The 19,870-nt window shown below is 61.8% G+C and carries 15 protein-coding genes; 11 read left to right on the forward strand and 4 right to left on the reverse strand.

Annotated features, from left to right (window positions below; translation table 11 throughout):
- Nucleotides 1-188 precede the first annotated feature (188 nt).
- Together smc and FX982_RS23600 are read right to left on the reverse strand one after the other, a co-directional pair.
- Nucleotides 189-3,677 carry a chromosome segregation protein SMC gene (smc, locus tag FX982_RS23595; protein WP_172612816.1) on the reverse strand — a complete coding sequence of 1,163 codons (3,489 nt, stop codon included), beginning with the start codon at nucleotides 3,675-3,677 and terminating at the stop codon, nucleotides 189-191.
- A gap of 3 nt (nucleotides 3,678-3,680) precedes the next feature.
- Entirely contained in the window at nucleotides 3,681-4,340 is a 660-nt protein-coding gene (locus FX982_RS23600; protein WP_122537308.1) for a GntR family transcriptional regulator, read from the reverse strand.
- Between the two features lie 318 nt (nucleotides 4,341-4,658).
- On the opposite strand from FX982_RS23600, the gene xdhA reads away from it, so the two are divergent.
- The 4 genes from xdhA to guaD all read left to right on the forward strand — a co-directional run bounded on the left by xdhA (nucleotide 4,659) and on the right by guaD (nucleotide 10,825).
- Nucleotides 4,659-6,128, forward strand: coding sequence for a xanthine dehydrogenase small subunit (gene xdhA / locus FX982_RS23605; protein ID WP_172612817.1), 1,470 nt, complete (start codon nucleotides 4,659-4,661; stop codon nucleotides 6,126-6,128).
- Nucleotides 6,121-8,574: a xanthine dehydrogenase molybdopterin binding subunit gene (gene xdhB, locus FX982_RS23610; RefSeq protein WP_254074861.1), complete on the forward strand. Its 2,454-nt coding sequence runs from the start codon at nucleotides 6,121-6,123 to the stop codon at nucleotides 8,572-8,574. The genes xdhA and xdhB overlap by 8 nt, the downstream gene beginning before the upstream one ends.
- 70 nt (nucleotides 8,575-8,644) lie before the next feature.
- Complete coding sequence (xdhC, locus tag FX982_RS23615) at nucleotides 8,645-9,484, forward strand: xanthine dehydrogenase accessory protein XdhC (protein ID WP_172612818.1); 840 nt, start codon at nucleotides 8,645-8,647, stop codon at nucleotides 9,482-9,484.
- A 24-nt stretch (nucleotides 9,485-9,508) separates the two neighbouring features.
- Entirely contained in the window at nucleotides 9,509-10,825 is a 1,317-nt protein-coding gene (guaD, locus tag FX982_RS23620; RefSeq protein ID WP_172612819.1) for a guanine deaminase, read from the forward strand.
- Nucleotides 10,826-11,085: 260 nt separating this feature from the next.
- Here guaD and FX982_RS23625 read toward each other — a convergent pair whose 3' ends face one another.
- Nucleotides 11,086-11,850 (reverse strand): GntR family transcriptional regulator, encoded by a 765-nt coding sequence (locus tag FX982_RS23625; protein WP_172612820.1) that lies wholly within the window; start codon nucleotides 11,848-11,850, stop codon nucleotides 11,086-11,088.
- A 358-nt stretch (nucleotides 11,851-12,208) separates the two neighbouring features.
- On the opposite strand from FX982_RS23625, the gene FX982_RS23630 reads away from it, so the two are divergent.
- Both FX982_RS23630 and FX982_RS23635 read left to right on the forward strand, forming a co-directional pair.
- Complete coding sequence (locus FX982_RS23630) at nucleotides 12,209-13,555, forward strand: NCS2 family permease (protein WP_172612821.1); 1,347 nt, start codon at nucleotides 12,209-12,211, stop codon at nucleotides 13,553-13,555.
- 110 nt (nucleotides 13,556-13,665) lie between these two features.
- Nucleotides 13,666-14,292 carry a LysE family translocator gene (locus FX982_RS23635; RefSeq protein WP_172612822.1) on the forward strand — a complete coding sequence of 209 codons (627 nt, stop codon included), beginning with the start codon at nucleotides 13,666-13,668 and terminating at the stop codon, nucleotides 14,290-14,292.
- A gap of 100 nt (nucleotides 14,293-14,392) precedes the next feature.
- Here FX982_RS23635 and uraH read toward each other — a convergent pair whose 3' ends face one another.
- Complete coding sequence (gene uraH, locus FX982_RS23640; protein WP_122622640.1) at nucleotides 14,393-14,746, reverse strand: hydroxyisourate hydrolase; 354 nt, start codon at nucleotides 14,744-14,746, stop codon at nucleotides 14,393-14,395.
- 398 nt (nucleotides 14,747-15,144) lie between these two features.
- Here uraH and puuE point away from each other — a divergent pair, with 398 nt between their 5' ends.
- The 5 genes from puuE (at nucleotide 15,145) to FX982_RS23665 (ending at nucleotide 19,676) form a co-directional block, all read left to right on the forward strand.
- A complete protein-coding gene (gene puuE, locus FX982_RS23645; RefSeq protein WP_172612823.1) occupies nucleotides 15,145-16,071 on the forward strand; it encodes an allantoinase PuuE in 927 nt (308 codons plus the stop codon).
- Nucleotides 16,068-16,583 (forward strand): 2-oxo-4-hydroxy-4-carboxy-5-ureidoimidazoline decarboxylase, encoded by a 516-nt coding sequence (uraD, locus tag FX982_RS23650; protein WP_172612824.1) that lies wholly within the window; start codon nucleotides 16,068-16,070, stop codon nucleotides 16,581-16,583. The genes puuE and uraD overlap by 4 nt, the downstream gene beginning before the upstream one ends.
- Before the next feature lie 42 nt (nucleotides 16,584-16,625).
- Nucleotides 16,626-17,621 carry an allantoicase gene (gene alc, locus FX982_RS23655; protein ID WP_172612825.1) on the forward strand — a complete coding sequence of 332 codons (996 nt, stop codon included), beginning with the start codon at nucleotides 16,626-16,628 and terminating at the stop codon, nucleotides 17,619-17,621.
- Nucleotides 17,622-17,790: 169 nt separating this feature from the next.
- Nucleotides 17,791-18,294, forward strand: a complete 504-nt coding sequence (locus FX982_RS23660) for an ureidoglycolate lyase (protein ID WP_122622636.1) — start codon at nucleotides 17,791-17,793, stop codon at nucleotides 18,292-18,294.
- 47 nt (nucleotides 18,295-18,341) lie between these two features.
- Nucleotides 18,342-19,676, forward strand: coding sequence for a urate hydroxylase PuuD (locus tag FX982_RS23665; protein WP_172612826.1), 1,335 nt, complete (start codon nucleotides 18,342-18,344; stop codon nucleotides 19,674-19,676).
- Nucleotides 19,677-19,870 lie beyond the last annotated feature (194 nt).

Here is a 19,870-nt window from a genome sequence, read left to right on the forward strand (position 1 = left end):
TTTTACCCACGCGAAATGGAAAAGTGGACATTAAGCTAGCACGACCAAAGGCAACTTTACACCGTCTGTTACATCTGGCAGGTCACAAGCATCTGTTACGCTGCGGCGGTGGTTCCTGTACTGGACGCCCGTGCACCACTTTTCCCTGCAAATCTGCATGATCGCCACGCGATCAACTGCGCATCCTGCTACGACTCCACCAGCGCCATCGCCTCCTCTACGTCGACCGCCACCAGCCTTGAACAGCCTGGCTCGTGCATGGTGACGCCCATCAACTGGTCAGCCATTTCCATGGCGATCTTGTTGTGGGTGATGTAGATGAACTGCACGGTCTGCGACATCTCTTTGACCAACCGGGCGTAGCGCCCCACGTTGGCATCGTCCAGCGGCGCATCGACTTCGTCGAGCATGCAGAACGGCGCCGGGTTGAGTTTGAAGATGGCGAAAACCAGCGCCAGCGCGGTCAAGGCTTTCTCACCCCCGGACAGCAAATGGATCGTGCTGTTTTTCTTGCCGGGAGGACGCGCCATGATCGTCACCCCTGTATCGAGTAAATCTTCGCCCGTCAGTTCCAAGTAAGCGCTGCCACCACCGAAAACTTTTGGAAAAAGTGCCTGAATTCCGCTGTTTATCTGATCAAAGGTCTCTTTGAAACGGTTACGCGTTTCCTTGTCGATCTTGCGGATCACGCTTTCCAGCGTGTCCAGCGCTTCGACCAGATCGGCGTCCTGGGCGTCCAGATAGCGTTTGCGTTCGGACTGCTGCTGATACTCGTCGATGGCGGCGAGGTTGATCGCGCCCAGACGCTGAATTCGCGCAGCGATGCGTTCCAGTTCTTCTTCGGCGGCCTTCTCGTTCGCCTCGGCGGTGAGCGTCGCCAATACGCCATCCAGGTCGTAGCCGTCTTCGTGCAGTTGCTCCTGAAGCGCCTTGCGTCTTACGGTCAGCGATTGCCATTCAAGGCGCTGCTGCTCCAGTTGCCCACGCAACAGCGCTGATTGCTGCTCGGCCTGGTTGCGGCGTTTCTCGGCCTCGCGCAGTTCGCGGTCGGCGTCTTCCAGGGCGTTCTTGGCGGTGCGCATCTCTTCGTCGACCACCATGCGCTTTTCCAGCAGCTCTTCGAGCTTCATCCGCAGTTCTTCGAGCGGCGCGGCGCCCTCCTCCAGATTCAGGCTCAGCTGCTCGCGCTTCTCGGTCAGGCGCTCGGACTGCATCTCCAGACGTTCCAGGGCCTGGCGTGTGGAATCATGCTGCGCGCGCAACGAACCCAGGCGCACGGCCAACTGGTTGGCGTGATCCTTATGCTGGCGGGCTTCCTGACGCACCCGGTCCAGACGCTCGCGCAGGCTGTCGCGCTGTGCCAGCAGCAACTCGCGCTGTTCAGTGTCCAGCGCCATGCTGTCGAGGGCGTCCTGCAATTGCAGGCGGGATTCGCCGAGGGTTTCCTGCTCCATGGCCCGCTGTTCGGCGAGCTCGGTCAATTCTTCATCAAGCCGCGTGCGGCGCAGGGTCAGTTGCTCGACCTTGGCTTTGGCGGCGGACAGCTGCGCCTTGAGCTCGCTCTGCTGACGGGCTTCGTCCTGCAAGTGGCGGCGCAATTGCTCGCGGTTGTCTTCCTGGATACGTTGCTGCTCGCGCTGGGTCGACAGCTGCTCGTCCAGCGCCGCCAGGGTCGCTTCCCGCTCTTCGCGCTCGGCTTCCAGACGCTGCAATTCCTGCCCCCGCGCCAGCACACCGCTTTCGGCTTCGCTGGCGCGGCGCACCCGCAGGAAATCCCGCCCGACCCAGTAGCCGTCGCGGCTGATCAAGCTCTCACCGGCGCCCAGTTGCCCGCGCAGCGCCAGCGCATCGTCCAGGGTTTCAACGGGTTTGACCTGGCCCAGCCAGTGGGTCAGATCGACCTGCGTGTCGACCTTGTCCAGCAAGCTGCCAGGGATACGCGTCACGTCAGCACCGGGACTTACCAGGCGCAAGTCGCCCTGACTGAATCCGACCAGATCGAGACCGGCGAAATCATCCACCAGCACCGCATTCAGGTCGGCGCCCAGCACGGTCTCGACGGCCATTTCCCAGCCCGCCTCGACCCGCAGCCCTTCCGCCAGACGCGGACGCTCGCTCAACTGATGATCACGCAGCCATTCGGCGGTGCCGGTGCCAGGGTCGAGTGCAGCCTGTTGCAGGGCTTCCAGCGACGCGAGGCGGCCGTTCAAGCGTTGCAGATCGCCTTGGGCCTGCTGTTGCGCCTGGGTGGCCTGTTGCAGATCGACACGCAATTGCTCAAGGCGCTCGATCAGGTGTTCTTCTTCGGCGGTCAGCTCTTCGAAAGCCATTTCCCGGGCGGCGAGGTCTTCGCTGAGTTCGAGAATTGCCGCGTCTTCAGGGTCCGCCGCGAGCAATTGACGCTCTTCGCCCAGACGCCGCTGACGCTCGGCCAGACGCTCCAGGCTGGTTTCCAGCTGCTGAATGCGCGATTGCTGCACTTCCGCCTGACGCCGGGGTTCGGCGGACGTGAGGTTGAAGGCGTCCCACTGTTCCTGCCAGCCATGCATGGCGGTTTCGGCGTCTTCCAGCGCGGCGGCAGATTCTTCGGCGGCGGCGAGGGTGATCTCCTGCTCCGGCTCGAGCATTTCCAGCTCTTCGCCGAGGGTCGCCAGCAGCGTGCGGTCGTGACCCAGGTGGGATTCGGTTTCCAGGCGCGCACGCTCGGCTTCGCGCAGGTCGTCCTGCAACTGCCGCAAGCGTTGCTGACCGTGCTGAATGCTCTGCTCGACCCGGGCGATGTCGCCGCCCACGGAGTAGAAACGCCCCTGCACCAGGTTGAATCGCTCGGACAGGTCGTGATGACCGTCGCGCAGGCGCTCAATGGCGGCGTCGGCGCTGCGCTGGTCGGCGACCAATGACTCAAAGCCGACCTCCTGATTGCCGATCACCGATTCGCGCTGCGCCACCTGCTCGTTCAGCGCCTGCCAGCGCAACGCCGACAGCTGCGCCTTGAGCTGACGCTCTTCGGCTTTATATTCCTGATACTTCTCGGCGGCCTGGGCCTGACGCTGCAGACGCTCCAGCTGCCGACCCAGTTCTTCGCGCAAATCGGTCAGGCGCGCCAGGTTCTCGTGGGTGCGGCGGATGCGGTTTTCGGTGTCGCGACGGCGCTCCTTGTACTTGGAGATGCCGGCGGCTTCTTCGATGAAATTGCGCAGGTCCTCGGGCTTGGCTTCGATCAGCTTGGAGATCATGCCCTGCTCGATGATCGAGTAGCTGCGTGGGCCCAGGCCGGTGCCGAGAAAGATGTCGGTGATGTCGCGGCGACGGCATTTGGTGCCGTTAAGGTAATAGCTGTTCTGGCTGTCGCGGGTGACTTTGCGGCGGATGGAAATTTCCGCGTAGCTGGCGTATTCGCCGACCAGGGTGCCGTCGGAGTTGTCGAAAACCAGCTCGATGCTCGCCTGGCTCACTGGCTTGCGGCTGGTGGAGCCGTTGAAGATGACGTCGGTCATCGACTCGCCGCGCAGGTTCTTGGCCGAGCTTTCGCCCATGACCCAGCGCACCGCATCGATGATGTTGGATTTGCCGCATCCATTGGGGCCGACCACGGCCGCCATGTTGCTGGGGAAGTTCACCGTCGTCGGGTCGACGAACGATTTGAACCCCGCCAGCCTGATGCACTTGAGGCGCATGAATCAGCTGGCCGCCAGGGCAGACAAAACCGATTGGCAGCTGCGCTCGGCGTAGCAGGTCAGTACGTCGCGGATCCGCACCAGATCCCGCGCCACCACCGCTTCGAGCAACTGGCCGAAGAGGGTCAGGTACTCGCTCATTTCCGCCTGGCGTTGATCCAGGGCAAGGAAGTAGAAGCGGCTCATGGACGGCTGCAGGTTCTCGACGGTCTCTTCCAGGTACGGGTTGTTGGCGAACGGATAGGCCGCGCGCATCACGTTGAAACTCTCTTCAACGAAGCCCTTTACGTCCTGGCGCTCGCAACTGGCGATAAGCCGCTGCTGAATCTGCTGGAACGCCGCAAGGTCAACCGGCTCTTTCCAGCTGCGCGCCACGGCCAGACCGAGCAGGATGTACATCTCGCTCATGAGGGCGCAGAGGCTGGTGATGTTGTGCGGGGTCAGGACCGAGACCTGCGCGCCGCGACGGGGCAGGATCACGATCAGATGGCGGCGCTCGAGGATCAGCAAGGCCTCGCGCACCGAGCCTCGGCTCACGTTCAGCGCGGCCGTGACCTTCTGCTCCTGAATCCGCTCCCCTGGCTTGAGCTCGCCGCGGATGATGCGCTCGGCCAGGTGGTGAGCGATCTGCTCGGCGAGGCTGTCAGGTGCCTTGAACGTCATTTCTTACCTTCAACTTCTTTGGTCGCAAACAAGCGGCGGAGTGTATCGCACTGCAGGTCTGTGGCGCAGGGCCATACTGTGGAAACTGGCACGAATTAAGCAGAAACACGGACATGTTCTGCTCACGAGCACTCAGTCTTTAAACGTTATCGTCTTGTGGGTTATCGGCCATTTCTTGAAATAATGAATTTCTTGACCTTTGAGTCAGAAATTAATTGACCCGATAGTCAGAGCTGATAGATTCATCGACATGTTCGATGACCCATCCGCCGGCAGCTGTGACCAGTGCTGTTTAACGACAAGAACGAGGCGCGACCCGTGATCCAGTTTCTCCTGAACCAAGAGCTGAAAACCGAACAGGCTCTGGACCCCAATGTGACGGTGCTCAACTATCTGCGCGAGCACCTGCACAAACCCGGCACTAAAGAAGGCTGCGCCAGCGGCGATTGCGGTGCGTGCACCGTGGTTGTCGGCGAGCTGACCACCGACGCGGCGGGCCGGGAGCAATTGAGTTATCGCAGCCTCAATTCGTGCCTGACCTTCGTGGCCTCACTGCACGGCAAGCAGCTGATCAGCGTCGAAGACCTCAAGCATCAGGGCCGCTTGCACAGCGTTCAGCAGGCGATGGTCGACTGCCACGGTTCCCAGTGCGGTTTCTGCACGCCGGGCTTTGTGATGTCGCTGTTCGCGCTGCAAAAGAACAGCGCCGAATCCGCCTCCTCCGAAACGAAACACGCCCAGGCCCACGAAGCCCTGGCCGGCAATCTGTGCCGCTGCACCGGGTATCGACCGATCCTCGCGGCGGCCGAGCAAAGCTGCAGCCAGCCGTCTTCGGACCAGTTCGATGCCCTGAAGGCTCAAACCATCGCCCGGCTCAAGGCCATCGCGCCAACCCAAACCGGCGAGCTGAACAGCGGCGACAAGCGCTGCCTGGTGCCGCTGACCGTGGCGGATCTGGCCCAACTCTACGAGGCCAATCCCCAGGCCCGGCTGCTGGCCGGCGGCACCGACCTGGCCCTTGAAGTGACGCAATTCCATCGCCCGCTGCCGGTGATGATCTACGTCGGCAACGTCGCGGCGATGAAGAAGATCGAGCACTTCGAAGACCGCATCGAGATCGGCGCGGCGACGGCCCTCACCGATTGCTACGAAGCACTGAGCCGCGAGTACCCTGATTTCGGGGAATTGCTGCACCGTTTTGCATCGCTGCAGATCCGCAATCAGGGCACCCTCGGCGGCAACATCGGCAACGCCTCTCCGATTGGCGACTCCCCGCCCCTGCTCATCGCGCTGGGCGCGAAGATCGTGCTGCGCAAGGGCGAGCAGACCCGCACCCTGGCGCTGGAGGATTACTTCATCGATTACCGGGTGACGGTGCGTCAGGAAAGCGAGTTCATCGAGCGCATCATCTTGCCCCGCGCCACTGCCCGGCAGACGTTTCGCGCGTACAAGGTGTCCAAACGGCTGGACGACGACATCTCGGCAGTCTGCGCGGCGTTCCGCGTACACGTCGAAAACGGCGCCATCGTTGACGCCCGCGCGGCCTTCGGCGGCATGGCGGCAATCCCCAAACGCGCCGCCCACTGCGAACAGGCGCTGATCGGCCAGCCGTGGACGTCGGCCACCATTGAGCGCGCCTGCGCTGCGCTGGCCGAGGATTTCACCCCGCTGACGGACTTCCGCGCGAGCAAGGAATACCGCCTGCTCAGCGCGCAGAACCTGCTGCGCAAATACTTCATTGAAGTGCAAACGCCTCACATCCAGACGCGGGTGACAGCTTATGTCTAATCATCATTCAGCCAGGTCCCAAGAAGAGATGGTCGCCCTGTTTCAACAGGACCTGACCACCGGCGTGGGCCGCAGCGTCAAGCACGACAGCGCCGACAAGCACGTCTCCGGCGAAGCGATCTACATCGACGACCGCCTCGAATTCCCCAATCAGCTGCACGTGTATGCGCGGCTGTCCGACCGTGCCCACGCGCGCATCGTCCGCGTTGACGTGTCGCCCTGCTACGCCTTCGACGGCGTGCGCATCGCCATCACCCACGAAGACATTCCGGGCCTCAAGGACATCGGCCCGCTGCTGCCCGGCGACCCGTTGCTGGCCATCGACACGGTCGAATTCGTCGGTCAACCGGTGATTGCCGTGGCCGCCCGGGATCTGGAAACCGCGCGCAAGGCGGCGATGGCCGCGATCATCGAATACGAAGACCTTGAGCCGGTGCTCGACGTGGTTCAGGCCTACCGCAACAAACACTTCGTGCTCGACAGCCACACCCATCAGCGCGGTGATTCGGCAACGGCGCTGGCCTCCGCGACCCACCGGATTCAGGGCACGCTGCACATCGGCGGTCAGGAACACTTCTACCTGGAAACGCAGATTTCGTCGGTGATGCCCACCGAAGACGGCGGCATGATCGTCTATTGCTCGACGCAGAACCCGACCGAAGTGCAGAAGCTCGTCGCCGAAGTGCTGGATGTGTCGATGAACAAGATCGTCGTCGACATGCGCCGCATGGGCGGCGGCTTTGGCGGCAAGGAAACCCAGGCCGCGAGCCCCGCGTGCCTGTGTGCGGTGGTGGCGCGACTGACCGGGCAGCCGACCAAGATGCGCCTGCCGCGCATGGAAGACATGATGATGACCGGCAAGCGCCACCCGTTTTACGTCGAGTACGACGTGGGTTTTGACGACGACGGACGCCTGCACGGGATTCAGCTGGAACTGGCAGGCAACTGCGGGTATTCGCCTGACCTGTCGGCGTCCATCGTCGACCGCGCGATGTTCCACGCCGACAACTCCTACTACCTGGGCGACGCCACGATCAATGGCCATCGCTGCAAGACCAACACCGCGTCCAACACGGCATACCGCGGCTTCGGCGGCCCCCAGGGGATGGTCGCCATCGAGGAAGTGATGGACGTCATCGCGCGGCATCTGGGCAAGGACCCGCTGGCAGTACGCAAGGCCAACTACTACGGCAAGACCGAGCGCAACGTCACCCATTACCACCAGACGGTCGAGCACAACATGCTCGAAGAAATGACCGCCGAGCTGGAGGAAAGCAGTAACTACGCGGAGCGGCGCAAAGCGATCAAGGCTTACAACGCCAACAGCCCGATTCTGAAGAAAGGCTTGGCCCTGATCCCGGTGAAATTCGGCATTTCCTTCACCGCCAGTTTCCTCAATCAGGCCGGCGCGCTGATCCACATCTACACCGACGGCAGCATCCACCTCAATCATGGCGGCACCGAGATGGGCCAGGGTCTGAACGTCAAAGTGGCTCAAGTGGTGGCCGAGGTGTTTCAGGTCGATATCGACCGCGTGCAGATCACCGCGACCAACACCGACAAGGTGCCGAACACGTCGCCGACGGCAGCTTCCAGCGGCGCCGACCTGAATGGCAAGGCGGCGCAGAACGCTGCAGAAATCCTCAAGCAGCGGCTGGTGGAATTCGCGGCCAAGCATTACCAGTGCGATGAGTCGCGGGTCGAGTTTCGCAACGGCCACGTGCGCGTCGGCGAGCACGTCATCAGCTTCGATACCCTCGCCCAGCAGGCGTGGATGGGCCAGGTGTCGCTGTCGAGCACCGGCTATTACAAGACGCCGAAGATCTTCTACGACCGCAGCCAGGCGCGGGGCCGGCCCTTCTATTACTTTGCCTTCGGCGCGGCCTGCACCGAAGTGCTGGTCGACACCCTGACCGGCGAGTACAAAATGCTGCGCACGGACATCCTTCACGACGTCGGCGCCTCGCTGAACCCGGCCATCGACATCGGCCAGGTCGAGGGCGGCTACATCCAAGGCATGGGCTGGCTGACGACCGAGGAACTGGTGTGGAACGACAAGGGCAAGCTGATGACCAACGGCCCGGCCGGTTACAAGATTCCTGCCGTGGCCGACATGCCGGCGGACCTGCGGGTGAAGCTGGTGGAGAACCGCAAGAACCCCGAAGACACGGTGTTTCATTCCAAAGCCGTGGGTGAACCGCCGTTCATGCTGGGCATCGCCGCGTGGTGCGCGATCAAGGATGCGGTGGCGAGTCTGGGTGATTACAGGCATCAGCCAAAAATCGACGCGCCGGCGACCCCGGAACGGGTGTTGTGGGGGTGTGAGCAGATGCGGGCGTTGCGTCGCGATGCGGAATTAGTTGCCGAGAACGCTGCCGAGATCGTTTCAGAACCTGCTCCGGGGCTCCGCGTGGGAATGCAGCCCGAGACGCTTCGCGTCGACTAGGCGACGCGAAGCGTCAGAGGGTCCGTGCCCACGCAGAGCGTGGGTACGATCGATGCTTGAGGAGAATCACATGAATAACTGGATCAGCGCCCTCGCCGACTTGCAGCAGCAGGGCGAGGCCTGCGTGCTGGTGACCATCATCGAGGAGCGTGGCTCGACACCCCGCAATGCCGGTTCGAAAATGGTCGTCAGCGCCGGGCGGATCTTCGACACCATCGGCGGCGGGCATCTGGAATACAAGGCCATGGAAATCGCCCGGAACATGCTCGCCAGCGGCAGCCAGCACACCCGTCTGGAGCGCTTCAGCCTCGGCGCCAGCCTGGGTCAGTGCTGCGGCGGCGTGAATGTGTTGCTGTTCGAACCCATGGGTCAGCCCCAGGCGCACATCGCCGTTTTCGGCGCCGGCCACGTCGGTCGGGCGCTGGTCCCGTTGCTCGCCAGCCTGCCCTGCCGCGTGCGCTGGATCGATTCCCGCGAGGCCGAATTTCCTGCGCAGTTGCCGGAAGGCGTGACGCAGATCCTCAGCGAGGACGTCATCGAAGAAGTCGACAACCTCCCCGCTGGCAGCTATTGCATCGTCATGACCCACAACCATCAGCTGGATCTGGAGCTTGCCGAGGCGATTCTCAAGCGCGGCGATTTCAGCTATTTCGGCCTGATCGGCTCGAAAACCAAACGCGTGAAATTCGAGCATCGCCTGCGGGATCGCGGCTTCGACGCCGCTGCAGTGCAGCGCATGCGTTGTCCCATGGGACTGACCGAAGTCAAAGGCAAACTGCCCATGGAAATCGCCGTGTCCATCGCCGGCGAAGTGATCGCCACCTACAACGCTCATTTCGGCGAGCAAAGCACCATCGCCGAACCTGTCGCCAAGCTGCTGCCGGTGTCCCGCCGCAGCCAGGCCCAATGAATCCCGGAAGAACGATCAACTGACATGACCCCTGATATCAGCACCACCCAAAAAGCCTACCGCGCCGCCATCATTCACAGCATCGCCGACCCTGCCGACGTGGCGGTGGAAGCGTCGTACGAGTATTTCGAAGACGGCCTGATGGTGGTCGAAAACGGCAAGATCATTGCCCTCGGCAATGCCGAAGACCTGCTCGGCACGCTCGCCGCCGACGTCGAAATCGTCAGCTATCAGGACGCCCTGATCACCGCCGGTTTTATCGACACTCACATCCATTTGCCGCAGACCGGCATGGTCGGTTCCTACGGAGAGCAGTTACTCGACTGGCTGAATACCTACGTTTTTCCGTGCGAGAAGCAGTTCGAAGACCCCGAGCATTCGGCCCAGGTGGCTGACATCTTTCTTAAGGAATTGCTGCGCAACGGCACCACCACCGCGCTGGTGTTCGGCAGTCGGCACAAGGAGTCGGTGGAGGCGCTGTTCAGTGCCGCCGAGAAACTCAATCTGCGCCTGATCGCCGGCAAGGTGATGATGGACCGCAACGCCCCGGATTATCTGGTGGACACCGCTGAGTCCAGCTATGTCGACAGCAAGGCGCTGATCGAGCGCTGGCACGGCAAGGGCCGCCTGCATTACGCCGTCACCCCACGCTTCGCACCGACCAGCACGCCCGAACAATTGACCCTCGCCGGGCAGTTGCTGACTGAATACCCCGACCTGTACATGCAGACTCACATCAGTGAAAACCTGAAGGAGGTCGAGTGGGTCAAGGCGCTGTTCCCGGACCGTAAGAACTACCTGGACGTGTACGACCATTTCAACCTGCTCGGCGAGCGCTCGGTGTTTGCCCACGGCGTGCATCTGTGTGACGAAGAGTGTGAGCGCCTGGCGGAAACCGGGTCAGCCATCGCCTTCTGCCCGACGTCCAATTTCTTCCTCGGCAGCGGGCTGTTCAACTTGCCGATGGCCGAAAAGCACAAGGTCAATGTCGGCCTGGGCACCGATGTCGGCGCCGGGACGAGCTTCTCGCTGCTGCACACCTTGAACGAGGCGTACAAGGTGATGCAGCTGCAAGGCGCCAGGTTGAGCCCGTTCAAATCGCTGTACCTGGCGACGCTGGGCGGCGCACGGGCGCTGCGGCTGGAAGACAAGATCGGCAATCTGCAGCCGGGCAGCGAAGCGGACTTTGTCGTGCTGGATTTCAACGCCACGCCGTTGCTGGCCTACCGCATGAGTCAGGCGACGAGCATTGAAGAGCAGCTGTTTGTGTTGATGACCCTGGGCGATGACCGGACCGTGAGCGAAACGTATTCGGCGGGGGCGTTGGTGCATAGGCGTTGAGGCAGTGCCGCAAACGGTAGAAGCGCTTGCCCGCGAATGCAGTGTGCCAGCCGCCATTAATGTCACTGGCCCGCCGCTTCGCGACCGTCGTAACCTCCGATTGCTCCTACAAGAGATTTGCGTTCAACGCTGATCTTGGTAACGGCTAAGCATTTGTGGGAGCGAGCTTGCTCGCGAAGGCGTTTTGTCAGTCAGCCTGGATGTGGCTGACCCACCGCATTCGTGAGCAAGGTGGAGCGCCACCCCCGTCACTGCCACATTTAGACCGCCGTGCTGCGCCCTGCTTTTTTCTTCGGCAGCATCAGGTGCGAGAACACGGCGTGGAGGTCGTCGGAGGCGCTGTCTTCGTCGAGGTTGAGCTTGCTGTCGATGTGATCCATGTGATGCATCATCAGGTTCACCGCCAGGGTAGCGTCGCGGGCTTCGATGGCGTCGATCAGTTGGGTGTGTTCATCGTACGAGCAGTGCGAGCGGTTGCCGCTTTCGTACTGGGCGATGATCAGCGAGGTCTGCGAGACCAGGCTGCGCTGAAAGCTGATCAGCGGGGCGTTCTTCGCCGCTTCCGCCAGCTTCAGATGGAATTCCCCCGACAGACGAATCCCCGCTCCGCGATCTCCTTTGGAAAAACTGTCGCGCTCGTCGCTGACCATCTGCCGCAGTTCGCCGAGCTGTTCCGCCGTGGCATGCTCGACCGCCAGTTCAGTGATCGCCTTCTCCACCAGACGCCGGGCGAAGAACACCTGCCGTGCCTCTTCGACGCTCGGGCTGGCCACCACTGCGCCGCGATTCGGGCGCAGCAGCACCACGCCTTCGTGGGCCAGACGCGACAAGGCGCGACGAATGATGGTGCGGCTGACGCCGAAGATTTCACCGAGGGCTTCTTCGCTCAGCTTGGTGCCGGGCGCCAGACGCTGTTCGAGGATCGCCTCGAAAATGTGGGCGTAGACGATGTCGTCCTGGGTGCCGCTACGGCCGGACTTGGCCGTGCGTGAGTGTTTCTTGAGGGGTTGCAACTGATCGTTCATGGGCACTCGTGGTAACAGAATCCGGCGCGGGGCCTTGCCGTGATCAGGGCGGGTACGACCACTGTTGGCGCAACCAATAGCAGATATCCCGGCAAAGTCACAGTAAAAGTAATGGCGCATTGTACACAGCCGGTAAAGTCTGCACAGGCCCCGAAATGACGGGGCGTTATGCACACAATCCGCCAAATATTCTGTACAGGATCGAAAACATTATTTGCATTATTTGTATACAAAAGCATAATCCGTTCGTGCACGTTTCTGACCTTTCAGTCAACAAATCTGCCTGACAGGTCCATACCCCTCCCGGAGCCCGCAACCGGCTCAGTCATAACAACAAAAACGTCCCGAGGATTTCACTGTGGAAAGTCGCAAAACCGAAGCCACGCCGCTGGATCTCACGCTGCCGCGCAAAGGCCTGCTTGAACGCCTGTTCAAGCTCAGCCTGCACGGCACGACCGTCCGAACCGAGCTGCTGGCAGGGCTCACGACCTTCATCACCATGGCCTACATCATCTTCGTCAACCCCAACATCATGGCCGACGCCGGCATTGATCATGGCGCGGCGTTCGTCGCGACCTGCATCGCCGCCGCGCTGGGTTGTCTGTTGATGGGGCTGTACGCCAACTGGCCGGTGGGCCTGGCGCCGGGGATGGGCCTGAACGCGTTCTTTACCTACACCGTCGTCGGGACCATGGGCTACAGCTGGGAAACGGCATTGGGCGCGGTGTTCGTCTCGGGCGGGATCTTCATGGTCCTGACCCTGTCGCGGATCCGCGAATGGCTGCTCAACAGCATCCCGGTCAGCCTGCGTTACGCCATGGGCGCGGGGGTCGGTCTGTTTCTCGGGCTGATCGGCCTGAAGACCGCCGGCATCGTCGTCGACAGCCCGGCGACGCTGATCAAACTGGGTTCGTTGCGCGAGCCCGGTCCGCTGCTCGCCGCCATCTGCTTTCTGATGATTGCCGTGCTCAGTTATCACCGGGTGTTCGGCGCGATCCTCATCAGCATCATCGCGGTGACGCTGGCCGGTTGGGGCCTGGGGCTGGTGCATTACAACGGTATCTTCTCCATGCCGCCGAGCCTGGCGCCAACCTGGATGGCCATGGACCTGGCGGGCGTGTTCAACGTCAGCATGATCAGCGTGGTGCTGGCGTTTCTGTTCGTGCACATGTTCGACACCGCCGGCACGCTCATGGGTGTGGCACAGCGCGCCGGTTTGGTGCGCGAAGACGGCCGCATCGAGAACCTCTCGCGGGCCTTGAAGGCGGACAGCGCCTCCAGCGTGTTCGGCGCGATGGTCGGTGTGCCGCCGGTCACCAGCTACGTGGAAAGCGCCTCGGGCGTGGCGGCCGGGGGTCGGACTGGTCTGACCGCCGTGACCGTGGGCGTGCTGTTCGTTGCGGCAATGTTCTTCGCCCCGCTGGCTGGCATGATTCCCGCTTACGCGACGGCAGGTGCATTGATTTACGTGGCGATGCTGATGATGGGCGGCATGGCGCACATCGACTGGGACGAAGCCACCGACAGCATTCCCGCGATCGTCACGGCGATCATGATGCCGCTGACGTTTTCGGTGGCGGACGGGATTGCGCTGGGGTTCATCACCTACGTGGTGCTTAAGGCCGGCACAGGCCGCCACCGGGAAATCTCCATCAGCCTGTGGGTGCTGTGCGCGATTTTCATCGCCAAGTTCGTGTTTTTGTAACGCTGTCCGGCTGCCGCACTGCTGATGGATGGCAGTCGTAACCGCTCATGACCTGAAGCGCCGCGCAGCCCGCGGCGTTTGCGCTTTCGAATAAACAAGGAGAACACCCCATGACACTGGAGACCTGGCTGCTGTTCAGCGGCGCGGCGTTGGTGGTCATTCTGATTCCGGGGCCGCTGTCACTGCTGATGATCGGCAACAGCCTGAATTACGGCCTGCTGCGCTCCTACCCCGCCTTCCTCGGCGGCGTCTGCGCATCGATCTGCCTGCTCAGCGCTTCGGCCCTGGGTCTGGGCGCCTTGCTGCTGGCGTCCGAGCAACTGTTCAGCGCCTTGAAAATCGTCGGCGGCCTGTACCTGTTTTACCTCGCCTGGCAGAGCTGGAAACAGTCGCGCCTGCCCGCCACCGCCGCCGAAGTGCCCGAGGCGTCCAGCAAACCGGCGTTTGGCTCGCTGTTCTGGCGCGCCTTCGTGCTGGGCGGCAGCAACCCGAAAGACATCCTGTTTTTCGCCGCCTTTCTGCCTCAGTTTCTCAAGGCTGATGAGCCGTTCTTCGGCCAGTTGATCACCATGATCACCACCTGGACCGTGCTCGACCTGAGCTGCAAATTGTTCTACGGCCTCAGCGCCCAGGGCGCGGCCCGCTATCTGCGTACGGGCAAGGGCCAGACCTGGTTCAACCGCATCAGCGCCGGCCTGTTCGGCACTGCGGGCACCGTCGCCCTGATCAGCCGCTGACGTCTTAAAAGCCACAAACTCGGGGCAGAAACCAAGGGCAGAAAAAAGCCCGCAGTGTGGGCGGGCAAGAGGAACAGGGGGAGCAGCAAACGGCAGCGATCTAGCTGCCGCGATAGGTCGAATAGCTGTAAGGCGAAATCAGCAGTGGCACGTGGTAATGGTCTTGCCCGGCGTCGATGCCGAAGCGCAGCACCACTTCATCGAGAAACGCCTGCGTGCCGGACTGCACGCCTTTGCCGCGAAAGTACTCGCCGGCCTGAAACTGCAATTGATAGACGCCAGACCGGTAGTCATCGCCCTGCAACAGCGGTGCGTCGCAGCGGCCGTCGCTATTGGTGACCGCCTCGGCGACTTTCTCCAGCCGGTCACCCTCGACCCGATAAAGCACAACGCGGATGGAGCTGCCGGGGCAGCCATGTGCAGCGTCCAGCACGTGAGTGGTGAGTCGTCCCATGGCGTGTCGTTGCCTCATTCAGTGAGAGAGTAAGAGATGGCCTGCACCCGAAAAGGGCATCAGCGGTAAGACATGAGAAGGATTAAGACAGTTTCAGCGCAGATTGTACACAATTAAAATCACCTAAATTTTCACTGATCACCCGCCGCGGCCCCTTGCCTCGGATAGCGACACAAGGCAGATGAATACGCGATAACAAGCGCCATATCTGACCACTCAGGCAGGTTTCTTGCACAGTGATCCCATGAGGCCGGGAGTGGCGGGAAGTGAAAAAACAGGGTTACAAGTTGTAAATAAAGTTGTATACAATCTCACCATCGCAACGACCGTCGCGGCACCTTGCTGCATCGCCCTGACGACCACCGCCACAGAACACAGGCTAGATAAGGAAGATTGCAGTGAGCGCCGACTACCCACGCGACCTGATCGGTTACGGCAGTAACCCGCCCCATCCCCGCTGGCCAGGCAATGCCCGTATCGCGCTGTCGTTCGTGCTCAATTACGAGGAAGGCGGCGAGCGCAACATTCTGCATGGCGACAAGGAGTCCGAAGCGTTTCTCTCCGAAATGGTCGCCGCGCAACCGCTGCAGGGCCAGCGCAACATGAGCATGGAATCGCTCTACGAATACGGCAGCCGCGCCGGCGTGTGGCGCGTGCTCAAACTGTTCAAGCAATTCGACATCCCGCTGACGGTCTTCGCGGTGGCCATGGCTGCACAACGTCATCCGGACGTAATCCGCGCCATGGTCGACGCCGGCCATGAGATCTGCAGCCACGGCTATCGCTGGATTGACTACCAGAACATGGACGAGGCCCAGGAGCGCGAGCACATGCTCGAAGCGATCCGCATCCTCACCGAACTCACCGGTGAACGTCCACTGGGCTGGTACACCGGGCGCACCGGCCCGAACACCCGGCGGCTGGTGATGGAAGAAGGCGGTTTTCTCTACGACTGCGACACCTATGACGACGACCTGCCCTATTGGGAGCCGAACACCCCCGCCGGCAAGCCGCATCTGGTGATCCCCTACACCCTGGACACCAACGACATGCGTTTCACCCAGGTGCAGGGTTTCAACAAGGGCGATGACTTTTTCGATTACCTGAAAGACGCCTTCGACGTGCTCTACGCTGAAGGCGCCGAGGCGCCGAAGATGCTGTCGATCGGCCTGCACTGCCGGTTGATCGGCCGCCCTGCCCGACTGGCGTCGCTGCAGCGTTTTCTTCAGTACGTCAAAGGTCACGAGCAGGTCTGGTTCGCCCGTCGCGTCGAGATCGCGCGGCACTGGCACCAAGTTCATCCCTTCAACGGAGCTGCCGAATGAGCCGTTTTCAGACCCTGACGCCCTCTTCCCTCAGCCGCGACGAATTCGTCCAGGCGTTCGCCGACATCTACGAACACTCGCCCTGGGTTGCCGAACAGGCGTACGACCGGGGCCAGCTGCACGAGCTCGATGACATCGAGACGCTGCATGCACGCATGAGCGACATCCTGTTGAGTGCCGATCACGCCGCGCAACTGGCGCTGATCAACGCCCACCCGGACCTTGCCGGCAAAGCCGCCGTGCAAGGCCAACTGACCGAAGCCAGTACCTCTGAACAGGCTGGCGCCGGTATCCACCAATGCACGGCCGAAGAGTTTCAGCGCTTCACCGAGCTGAACGACGCCTACAAGGTTAAGTTCGCGTTCCCCTTCATCATGGCGGTGAAAGGCAGCAACCGGCATCAGATCCTCGCGGCTTTCGAGACGCGCATTCACAACACGGCCGACGCCGAGTTTGCCTGCGCCCTCGCCGAGATCAACAAGATCGCGATGTTCCGCCTGCAAGCCCTCTGACCGACCGTTCCCACGCCCCCCTATCAAAGGCAGACAAAAAGAATGAAAGCTTACGCCGCACCCTTCGAGAAGTTCGTCAACCTGGCCGATGCGCGTCTGGGCACGAAGATCCTTTCCGTCACCGATGACTGGTTCGCCGACGCCAACCGCCTGTTCCAGCCGACCCCTGCGGTCTGGAAAGAAGGCGTGTTCGACGACAACGGCAAGTGGATGGACGGCTGGGAGTCGCGCCGCAAGCGCTTCGAAGGTTACGACAGTGCAGTGATCCGTCTGGGCGTCGCCGGTTCGATCAAGGGCGTGGACATCGACACCTCGTTCTTCACCGGCAACTACCCGCCCTCGGCCTCGCTGGAAGCGTGCTTCCTGGCGTCGGGGGAGCCGGACGAGCACACCGAGTGGGCCGAAGTGCTGCCCGCCGTCGAGCTCAAGGGTGACAGCCACCACTACCACGAGATCGCTGACGCCAAGGCCTACAGTCATTTGCGTTTCAACATCTACCCGGACGGCGGCGTGGCCCGTCTGCGGGTGTACGGCGTGCCCCATCGGGACTGGTCGGCGGTGGGTGACAACGAACAGATCGATCTGGCCGCTGCGCTGAATGGTGGTCGTGCGCTGGCCTGCTCCGACGAGCATTTCGGGCGCATGAGCAATATCCTCAACCCCGGCCGTGGCGTGAACATGGGCGACGGCTGGGAAACCGCCCGTCGCCGCACCCCTGGCAATGACTGGGTGATCGTGGCGCTGGGCCATGCCGGCGAGGTTGAGCAGATTGTCGTCGACACCCTGCACTTCAAGGGCAACTACCCGGACAGCTGCTCGATTCAGGCGGCGTTCGTCAAAGGCGGCACCGACAGCCAGATCGAGACCCAGAGCCTGTTCTGGCGCGAACTGCTGCCGAGCCAGAAGCTGGAAATGCACGCCGAACACACCTTCGTCGAGCAGATCAAGGCACTGGGACCGATCACCCACATCCGCCTGAACGTGTTCCCGGATGGCGGCGTGAGCCGGTTGCGGGTGTTGGGCAAGGTTGCGAAATAACGAGGATGCCGTTCTCACGCAATGCGGGAACGGACAACACATGAACCTGTAGGAGTGAGCTTGCTCGCGATAGCGTCGGATCAGCCATCACAGGCGTTACAGATATCGCAATCGCGAGCAAGCTCACTCCTACAGATGATTCGTCAATCAAGAGAACAGAAGACTCCGCATGCGCACACTGATCATCGAGCCGTTGACCAAGGCAGCCTTCGCCCCGTTCGGCGATGTCATCGAAACCGATGGCAGCGATCATTTCATGATCAACAACGGCTCGACCATGCGCTTTCACCGTCTGGCCGAGGTTGAAACGGCCACGCCGGATGACAAGGCGATCATCAGCATTTTCCGCGCCGAGGCGCTGGACATGCCGTTGACCATCAGCATGCTGGAGCGCCACCCGCTGGGCAGCCAGGCTTTCATTCCGCTGCTCGGCCATCCTTTTCTGGTCGTGGTCGCGCCACTTGGCGATGCACCTGAACCCGAGTTGACCCGCGCCTTCATCACCAATGGCAGGCAGGGTGTTAATTACCATCGCGGCGTCTGGCACCACCCGGTGCTGACGATCGAAAAGCGGGATGACTTCCTGGTGGTTGATCGCAGTGGCAACGGCAATAACTGCGATGAGCATTTCTTCGAAGAGAGTCAGAAGATGGTTCTCGATCCCCAACTATAAGAAGGGTCTGACCACCCGCCAAAGGGTGGCAGGCAAAGGGTAAGACTGTGGCTGCACATCTGATGGAATGGCTGAATCTGGGCGTGCGCTGGATTCACATGATCGTCGGGATCGCCTGGATCGGCGCGTCCTTTTATTTCGTCTGGCTGGAGAACAACCTCAACCGCGCCAACCCCCGCGACGGTCTGTCAGGCGACCTCTGGGCGATTCACGGCGGCGGTATCTACCACCTGGAAAAGTACAAACTGGCCCCACCCACCATGCCGGACGACCTGCACTGGTTCAAATGGGAAGCCTACTGGACCTGGATGTCGGGCGTCGCGCTGCTGTGCATCGTGTTCTATTCCAACCCCACCCTTTACCTGCTGGCGCCCGGCAGCACGCTGAGCGGTGGCGCCGGCATCGCCATCGGCGTCGGCTCATTGATCGCCAGCTGGACGATCTACGACATTCTGTGTGATTCACCCCTGGGCAAGCGCCCCGCCCTGTTGGGCCTGGTGCTGTTTGTGCTGGTCATCGCGGCCTGCTTCGGCTTCAGCCAGGTGTTCAGCGGGCGGGCGGCTTACCTGCACACCGGCGCAATCATCGGCACGATCATGGTCGGCAACGTGCTGCGCATCATCATGCCGGCCCAGCGCGCGCTGGTTGCCGCCATCGCCGAGAACCGCACGCCGGACCCGTCGCTGCCGGCCAAAGGTCTGCTGCGTTCACGGCACAACAACTACTTCACCCTGCCCGTGCTGTTCATCATGATCAGCAACCACTTCCCGAGCACCTACGGCAGTCAGTACAACTGGCTGATCCTGGCCGGGATCGCGGTGTGTGCGGTGCTGGTGCGTCACTTCTTCAACACCCGTCACAACAGTCACAAATACGCCTGGGCCTTGCCGGTCGGGGCATTGGGAATGATTTGCCTGGCCTACGTCACCGCCCCGGCGCAAATGACCCGTGGCCCGGACGTGGCGGAGAAAATTCAGTACCAGCCGCTGCCGGGTACGGCCATCGGTGGCCATCGCGCCGACGAGGCGAAGCCTGAGGTCGCACCAGCGCCAGCCCCTGCCGCCGCCCCGGCACCTGCCGCAGAGGCCGCAGCCCAACCGGCGCAAGCCAGCAGCGGCGGTGTTGATTTCGAGAAGGTCCACAGCGTGATTCAGGAACGCTGCACCGTCTGCCACTCTGCCAAACCCACCAGCCCGCTGTTCAGCAGCGCGCCGGCCGGGATCATGTTCGACACGCCGCAACAGATCCAGCAACTCGCCCCGCGCATTCAGGCCCAGGCCGTGACCGCGCAGATCATGCCGCTGGGCAACATCACCCAGATGACCCAACAGGAACGCGACCTGCTGGGGCAATGGATCGATAAAGGGGCGCAGACGAACTAAGCAGCTGCAAGCTTCAAGCGGCAAGCCACAAGTTAGAAGCAGTACGCGGTCGGCTTTGGCTTGTAGCTTGAAGCTTGTGGCCTGGATGGATTCAAAGCTTCAAGCAGCAAGCGCCAAGCCAAGGCAGTACGCGATCGGCTTTGGCTTGAGGCTTGCCGCTTGAAGCTTGTCGCCTCCACCGATTCAAAGCTTCA

It is taken from the genome of Pseudomonas graminis (assembly GCF_013201545.1).
Lineage (GTDB): Bacteria > Pseudomonadota > Gammaproteobacteria > Pseudomonadales > Pseudomonadaceae > Aquipseudomonas.

Excerpts from the sequence above, each read along its gene's own strand:
- smc (WP_172612816.1), bottom strand. The coding sequence starts at position 3,677 with ATGCGCCTCAAGTGCATCAGGCTGGCGGGGTTCAAATCGTTCGTCGAC.
- xdhC (WP_172612818.1), top strand. The coding sequence starts at position 8,645 with ATGAATAACTGGATCAGCGCCCTCGCCGACTTGCAGCAGCAGGGCGAG.
- FX982_RS23600 (WP_122537308.1), bottom strand. The coding sequence starts at position 4,340 with ATGACGTTCAAGGCACCTGACAGCCTCGCCGAGCAGATCGCTCACCAC.
- xdhB (WP_254074861.1), top strand. The coding sequence starts at position 6,121 with ATGTCTAATCATCATTCAGCCAGGTCCCAAGAAGAGATGGTCGCCCTG.
- guaD (WP_172612819.1), top strand. The coding sequence starts at position 9,509 with ATGACCCCTGATATCAGCACCACCCAAAAAGCCTACCGCGCCGCCATC.
- alc (WP_172612825.1), top strand. The coding sequence starts at position 16,626 with ATGAAAGCTTACGCCGCACCCTTCGAGAAGTTCGTCAACCTGGCCGAT.
- FX982_RS23660 (WP_122622636.1), top strand. The coding sequence starts at position 17,791 with ATGCGCACACTGATCATCGAGCCGTTGACCAAGGCAGCCTTCGCCCCG.
- FX982_RS23635 (WP_172612822.1), top strand. The coding sequence starts at position 13,666 with ATGACACTGGAGACCTGGCTGCTGTTCAGCGGCGCGGCGTTGGTGGTC.
- FX982_RS23625 (WP_172612820.1), bottom strand. The coding sequence starts at position 11,850 with ATGAACGATCAGTTGCAACCCCTCAAGAAACACTCACGCACGGCCAAG.
- uraH (WP_122622640.1), bottom strand. The coding sequence starts at position 14,746 with ATGGGACGACTCACCACTCACGTGCTGGACGCTGCACATGGCTGCCCC.
- uraD (WP_172612824.1), top strand. The coding sequence starts at position 16,068 with ATGAGCCGTTTTCAGACCCTGACGCCCTCTTCCCTCAGCCGCGACGAA.